At 71.9% G+C, this 6,256-nt stretch carries 8 protein-coding genes; 7 read left to right on the top strand and 1 reads right to left on the bottom strand.

All coding sequences use genetic code 11. From position 1 onward, the window contains the following. The first annotated feature begins 616 nt into the window (after window positions 1-616). Window positions 617-997 carry a DUF559 domain-containing protein gene (locus AB0J68_RS24590; protein ID WP_363940586.1) on the top strand — a complete coding sequence of 127 codons (381 nt, stop codon included), beginning with the start codon at window positions 617-619 and terminating at the stop codon, window positions 995-997. Window positions 998-1,179: 182 nt separating this feature from the next. Here the strand turns inward: AB0J68_RS24590 and AB0J68_RS24585 are convergent, their stop codons facing one another. Continuing rightward, entirely contained in the window at window positions 1,180-1,953 is a 774-nt protein-coding gene (locus tag AB0J68_RS24585; RefSeq protein ID WP_363940585.1) for a hypothetical protein, read from the bottom strand. Between the two features lie 264 nt (window positions 1,954-2,217). On the opposite strand from AB0J68_RS24585, the gene AB0J68_RS24580 reads away from it, so the two are divergent. The 6 genes from AB0J68_RS24580 to AB0J68_RS24555 all read left to right on the top strand — a co-directional run. Then, window positions 2,218-2,667 (top strand): ribonuclease domain-containing protein, encoded by a 450-nt coding sequence (locus AB0J68_RS24580; RefSeq protein ID WP_363940584.1) that lies wholly within the window; start codon window positions 2,218-2,220, stop codon window positions 2,665-2,667. A 414-nt stretch (window positions 2,668-3,081) separates the two neighbouring features. Next, entirely contained in the window at window positions 3,082-4,023 is a 942-nt protein-coding gene (locus AB0J68_RS24575; RefSeq protein WP_354859595.1) for a hypothetical protein, read from the top strand. A gap of 37 nt (window positions 4,024-4,060) precedes the next feature. Further along, the gene (locus tag AB0J68_RS24570; RefSeq protein ID WP_354859592.1) at window positions 4,061-5,230 is read left to right on the top strand and encodes a hypothetical protein; all 1,170 of its coding nucleotides are present in this window, start codon (window positions 4,061-4,063) and stop codon (window positions 5,228-5,230) included. Window positions 5,231-5,246: 16 nt separating this feature from the next. After that, the gene (locus AB0J68_RS24565; RefSeq protein ID WP_234582446.1) at window positions 5,247-5,675 is read left to right on the top strand and encodes a hypothetical protein; all 429 of its coding nucleotides are present in this window, start codon (window positions 5,247-5,249) and stop codon (window positions 5,673-5,675) included. 28 nt (window positions 5,676-5,703) lie between these two features. Continuing rightward, entirely contained in the window at window positions 5,704-5,958 is a 255-nt protein-coding gene (locus AB0J68_RS24560) for a hypothetical protein (RefSeq protein ID WP_088989350.1), read from the top strand. 2 nt (window positions 5,959-5,960) lie between these two features. Beyond that, window positions 5,961-6,256, top strand: a 296-nt coding sequence (locus tag AB0J68_RS24555) for a hypothetical protein (protein WP_363940583.1), incomplete at its 3' end; no start/stop codon positions are given.

Raw genomic sequence — 6,256 nt, 5'->3', positions numbered from 1 at the left:
AACTCCTTCTCGTCGATCCCCAGATCGATGTGCGCCATGGTGATCTGCCCTCCAGCCGTGAACCGGCCCGACCGGGTGGACGCCTCTGCCGGCGACGACTGCCCGTGCGGGGCGACGTGACAGGCGCCGCGCAGCCACGATCTCATCCCGTCCGACGAACGTCTTTCTTCATTCATGCTCTTTCCCACGACCGACCCGGACGGCGCGGCGACGGCCGGGCAGGCCCGGACGGATCACCACCGCATACCATGGGGATCCGCGGAGTGGTGTGCTGTCCACAGGCTCCTTCACTGTCCACAGCGGTGCCCGCACAGGCAATGGTCGACGGCTCCGTGCGGCACGGTCGGGCCCGTGGATTCGCGACTGCGTGCCCTGTTGGTTCGGGGCGGTGGGCTGTGCACCTGGTCAGAAGTGGTGCGAGTGGCACCCGAGTGGACGATTCAGGCCGCCCGGCGGGCGGGTCGGTTGGCGCGCCCGCTGCCCGGGGTCTACCTGGACGCCGCCCTGATCCGGAGCACGGGCGTGGACGTCCCGCGCCGGGCCCCTCATCAGGGCGGTCAACGACCGGCTCACCACGCCACAGCGGCTCGTCGTCGCCCTGGCCGACGTGCCCCGGTTGGCCGATCGCGCGGCGCTGCGCGGTCTGCTGGATCGGCTCGCCGCCGGTTGCCGTAGCCCGCTTGAGATCTGGGGTCACGACCACGTCTTCACGGGTCCGGGTATGCCCACCTTCATCCGGCAGGCGCGGGTACGGGTCGGTGCCCGAACCATCTACCTCGACATGTTCGCCGAGGCGGAGCGCGTCAACGTCGAACTGGACGGCGCCACCACCCATGGCGATCCGGTCGAACGCGAGGTCGACCTCCGCCGCGACGCCCTGCTGGCCACCAGGGGAATCCTCGTCGTCCGCTTCACCCACCGCCGCCTCCTGGCGAACCCCGCCGAGGTCCGCCAGCAGACCCTGGCAATCCTCGCCAGCCGCCGCGCTCGCTCATGATCACTTGATGCTGACTAGTTTTCCGGAGCCCCTGACAACTGCTCAGCATCAAGTGATCATGAGCGGGATGCGGTGCTACTCGGAGGTGGACGGGAGGATGCTAGCCAGCCGGGCCAGCGTTGGCGATCATGGCAGAACGCGCGGATCGGGAACAATCGGCATGAAGGTCTATGCCGACCCGATCAAGATTTGGTGGCGCGGAGATGAAGGAGTTCGCCGATCCACCGCGCGGCCTCCCGCTGGGCGGCGAGCAGGTGCTGGCGGGCGTCGGCCACCTCCTGGTCGGCGTCCGCGTCGAGGTGGTCGCCCAGGATCGTCGTCCACCGTCGGCTCAGCTCCTCGGCGTACGTCGCCCTGCGCAACTGTTCGTCGAACTGGTACTCCATTTTCACCATCCGGTCGACGTGCGGCTGGAGCGCCGGCATGATCCGCTCGTCGAGCCGGACGGCGGCGTCGGGTCGGCAGGTGATGAGGACGTCACCGCGCTGGTAGCGCCACTCGGGATCGTCGGCGAGCGCCCGCTGCAACGCCACCTCCAGATCGGCTGCCCGGTGCGGCGGCAGGTCCCGGGCGGCGTCGGCGGCCAGCCGGGTCAGCCGTTGGATGGCGTTCGGTTGGAAGTACTGCACGTACCAGCTCAACACCTCGGCGCGCAGGCTCGCGGGTGACGACCAGGCGAACGTGGCGCGGACGTAGAACGAGTACACGTACCCGCGAGAGGGGACCGCGATCAGCCGGGGCGCGTCGCGCTGTTCGATGAGCGGACCCGGCGGGGACGGTCCGGCCCCGGCTCCGACGGGTGCCTCGTCCTGGAGCGCGGCCACCAGCCGATCCCACGTCCGTGCCCACCACCGCCAACCCCGGACACTCACGTCCCGGGCGATGGTCAGCCCACGGATGCCCCGCCGACGCCACAGGTACGCGGGCCTCGGCCTCTCCTCGGGAGCGTCCGTCATGGCACCCCTTCACGGTCACCGATCCGCATGTCACGCTAACAACCGATGACCGATATGCCCGTAGCCGCGCCGATGGCCCCAGGTCGGGTCGGCGTCGGGATGCTCGCGCTGCCCCCGCTGGTGGGGGGACCGATGGTCCGGGGTTCATCGAGCATTGTGGAGCAGTTGGGGTGCGCGGGCTGTTGCTGACGGCCGGCAACGGCGAGACTGACTCCGGTCCGCCAATCACGCGGATCGATGGATCGGATGGTCTGGAGGCAGCCTGTGTCCACCCTCGTGTCCCCGCTGGCCACGCTCGGCGCGATCCGCCAGCGTACCACCACCCTCGCCCTGCTCCTCACCATGGTCGCCGCCGCGCTGATCGGCCCGTCCGTGGTGGCCCCACGGTTGACCGACTCCGCGTCGGCGGCGGTCTACAGCTCCTGCACCGTCAGCCGCTGCGCGGACGCGCGCACCGCCCGCTCCGGCTGGTCCGCCAAGGGCTTCCCGACCAGCCGCGGCTGGTACTCCTGGAGCGGCGGGCTGTCCAACTTCGCCGGCGGCCGGTTCTACAACAACGAGGGTCAACTGCCCACCAACGCCACCTACTACGAGTACGACGTGTACCCGCGTACCCAGGGCGCTGCCCGCGACGCGTACCGGATCGTGGTGAACCGCAGCAGCGGCGCCACCTGGTTCTCGCCCAACCACTACACCGACTTCTACCGGCTCTGACCGACCCGAGGGCCGGCCGGTCGCACTCGGCCGGCCCTCGAGGCGTCGCCCCGGCCGGATCGGGAGGCACGTACGGAATGTCGCGGTCGGTGACGGCCGGCGGGGTGGTTACTCCAATGAGCGTTATGACTCTGAGGAATGAATATGACTCTGAGGTATGTCGCTCTCACGAGTGACCGAGGCCGGACGGCGCCGGGCGCGCCGGATCGTGCCTCCCGCCGAGACAACGCCAGCCCGGCCGAGGACGGTCAGTCGACAAGCCGCCGCTGACTGTGTGGGTGCTCAGTTCCCGACAGTCCGGACCTCGCCGGGGCACGGTGACGGTGGTGGTGACGCTCGGGTGACGGCCCCTTCGCGATCCTCGTGCCCAGCCGGGCGGCGTGCCCTGGCAGGGGCAGCGGGGAGGCCGGTGCGGTGGACTTCGTCGACGGGGTGCTGGTGCGGCTGGCCGATCCGGGCACCCGCGCCGCCGTCTTCGACGACGCGTCGCTGGCCCACCTGGTCGAGGCCGCGTACGACACCGAGGCGATGCCGGTCGCGCCCCCGTACGCGGCGGTCTTCGACGAGCTGACCCTCGGCTTCGCCGCCGCGCCCGCGACGCTGGCCGAGGGGGAGTGGCTGGGCTCCGGCGGCACCACCCGTACCGAGCTGCGCGTCCGGCTGCACGGCCTCGGCGGGTCGGCGCTGCGCATCGACGCGCTCTGGCGGGGCAGCCTGGTGGTGCGCACGAGCCTCGCCCGGGACCGGGTCGAGGACCTCGACGTGGCGGTGCCGGCCTTCGACGTCGACCCGCAGATCATCGCCGACCTCGGCGCGTTGCCCACCGACCCGGCGCTGTTGGAGACCGAGCGTCGCACCCGACTGGTGGCCCGGCTGCGGGCGGGCCTGCACCAGCCGGCCGCGTTCACCGACGCGCACCTGGACCGGCTGCTCGCGGGCGTCGGCGCCGCGAACGCGGGTGACCTGGTGGCGCGGATGCGCGGGCAGACCGCCGGCGCCACCGTACGGCTGCGCTACGCGGCGCCGCCGGCCGCGCCACCCACACCCCGTCCGCTGCCGTTCGCCGCCGCCGTGCTGATCCGCGACCGGGGCTTCTCCCTCGCCGACCTGCTCGTCGAGACGCGGCTCGTCCGGGCCCGCGCCGAGGAGCTGGGCCTGGACGTGCCCGCACCCGACGACGTCCGGCGGCGGCACCGGGTGGTCGCGGTCTGGGTGGTCCCCATCGAGACGTTCGACGACGACGGTTGGCCCGGCGGCGACGCCGGCACCGCCGCGCAGAAGCGGGCCACCCGGTTCGCCCGCGCCGGCCAGTGGCTCGCCCGCAGCGGCATCGGACTGGCCGCCGTGACGACCTGAGAACCCAGACCAGCAGCAACTTCGTCCGGGAGGACCCGTGGCACCGACAGCAGCATTCCCGTTCATCGAGGTCCGGATCGTGCCGCCACCGGCGCCGCTGGCCCAGCGCTCGCCGGGCGTCATCGCCGTGGTGGGCAAGGCGCCGTCCACGGCCGACGGTGGCTCCGCCCCGGCGAACACGCCGGTCCGGATCGAGACCCTGGACGACGCGGTCACCAACTTCGCCCGCCGGCAGGCCGGCAACGTGGTCCGCAACGCCCTCTACAACTCGCTCGAACTGGCGTTCCTGCAGGACCCACGGCCGGCCAAGGTGTACGGGGTCAAGGTGGCCGGCGACGACTACGCGGCCGCGCTCGGCGGTCTGGAGGCCGCCGACGACGTGACCATGGTGTCGCTGGCCAACGAGTCGACCGTCGGCAACCCGGCCGGAGCCGGGGCGCCCACCGGGTTGCAGGCGCTCAAGGCGCACGTGGAGACGATGTCGGCCGCCGGCCAGCGGCGGATCGGCTTCGCCATGGTCAACCCGGCCACCGAGAAGGGCCCCAGCTACGTCGCCGACATCACCACCGCGGCGAACCCACTCAAGAGCAGCACCAGCCGGATGGTGATGATCGCCGCCCGGGGCGCCGACGGCGACGCCGCCACCGCCGCGATGGCGGCCGTGGCCGGCCTGCCGGTGCACCACAGCATCGTGCTGAAGAAGATCCGTGGGGTGGCCATCCCGGTGGCCAAGCAGTACAGCCCGGCCGAGATCAAGGGCCTCTCCGAGGCCAACCTCACCCCGATCATCGACCCGACGCTGATCACCGGCGAGAGCCTGCACTTCGCCGACGGGCGGCTGTTCACCACCGATGCGAGCCTGCTGCACGTCGACCTGGTCCGCACCCTCGACCAGATCGAGTTCATGCTCCGCGCCGGTCTCATCGGCCTGGTCGGCGACGCCCGCATCACCAAGCCGGGCATGACCCTGCTCAAGACCCAGGTGGACGGCATCCTCGGCCCACTCAAGCGGCAGGCGGTGATCGACGACTACCGCGTCGAGATCCCGGTGCTCGACATCCTCACCATCCCTGAGGCCGCCCGTACCGCCACCGACACCTCGATCGTCACCGCCGCCCGGGCCGACCGCACCGTCGACCTGGTCGTCACCGTCACGTACGGCCCGGCCGTGAGCCGCCTGCTGGTCACGCTCGTGGCCAAGTTCTGACCGGAGGAACCAGACCATGGAGTGGAAGACCCGCCTCGCGGTGCAGTACACCAAGGGCACCGAGACGGTGTTGATCAGCCCGATCGACTCGTTCAGCCCGTCCTTCTCGCTCAACGTCGAGGCGCTGCACTCGTGCGAGGTGACCCACATGGGCGTCATCCACGCGCCGGTGTCGATGAACTTCACGATGACCGTCAAGGCGATCGGGGATGTCGCCGGCCGGCTCACCAAGCTGGCGCTCGACGGCGAGCTGTTCGACATCGCGCTGCTGGAGCACACCGGCGACGACTGGGCGTTCTCGTCCTTCGTGCTGCGGGACTGCCTGATCACCAGCGCGACACCCACCACCGCCACCATCTCCGGCGCCCCGGCGGCGACCTTCAGCGGCTTCAGCCTGGCCGCCTCGGTCGACCCGAAGACCGGCGACCCGTCCGTTCTGCCGTAACCGACCGACGAGGAACCGGAGGTAGCAGATGGCGACCGGAGCTGGCCGCGCCGCCCGGGTCACCCGTACCGGGCTGGCCCTGGTGCACGCGGGTGAGCTGGTGCTGCCGGCGGCCGGCAGCGAGGCGGAAGCCGAGCAGGTGGCCGAGGACGATCGCGCGGTCATCGCGTACCACTTCCCGGTGGAGATCGAGGTGGTCGCGGCCGGCGGCGCCCTCGACGCCGACGCGCTCGCCGACCTCGCGCTGGCCCGGCTCGCCGAGCACCTGGACGGGCGGTTCTGACGGTGGCCATCTCGGTGCACGTGCCGGTGCGGATCCGGCTGGACGCCCGGTCGGTGACCGAGCGGCCGGCGGCCGTGACCGACGCGCTCGCCGCGGCCCTGGCCCGCGCCCTGGAACGCTCCCGGCAGGAGGTGGTCGCGCCGCGCGGCGGCTATCTGGAGGTACGCGCCGCGGCGCCGGACTTCCGGTGGACCGGCCCGGCCGCCGAGCGGGTGTCCCCGGACGACCGGCGGGCCTTCGAGGCCCGGCTGCGCCGGCGCGTCGACGAGGTGGTCGCCGCGGCGCGGCTGGATCCGGG

The organism is Micromonospora sp. NPDC049580, assembly GCF_040675595.1.
Taxonomy (GTDB): domain Bacteria; phylum Actinomycetota; class Actinomycetes; order Mycobacteriales; family Micromonosporaceae; genus Micromonospora.
Note: the sequence above shows the minus strand (reverse complement) of the source record. Positions and strands in the feature narration are given on the sequence as shown.

Bases quoted from the DNA above. Each gene is read 5' to 3' on its own strand.
- AB0J68_RS24560 (WP_088989350.1), top strand. From the start codon at position 5,704: ATGGCGACCGGAGCTGGCCGCGCCGCCCGGGTCACCCGTACCGGGCTG.
- AB0J68_RS24585 (WP_363940585.1), bottom strand. From the start codon at position 1,953: ATGACGGACGCTCCCGAGGAGAGGCCGAGGCCCGCGTACCTGTGGCGT.
- AB0J68_RS24565 (WP_234582446.1), top strand. From the start codon at position 5,247: ATGGAGTGGAAGACCCGCCTCGCGGTGCAGTACACCAAGGGCACCGAG.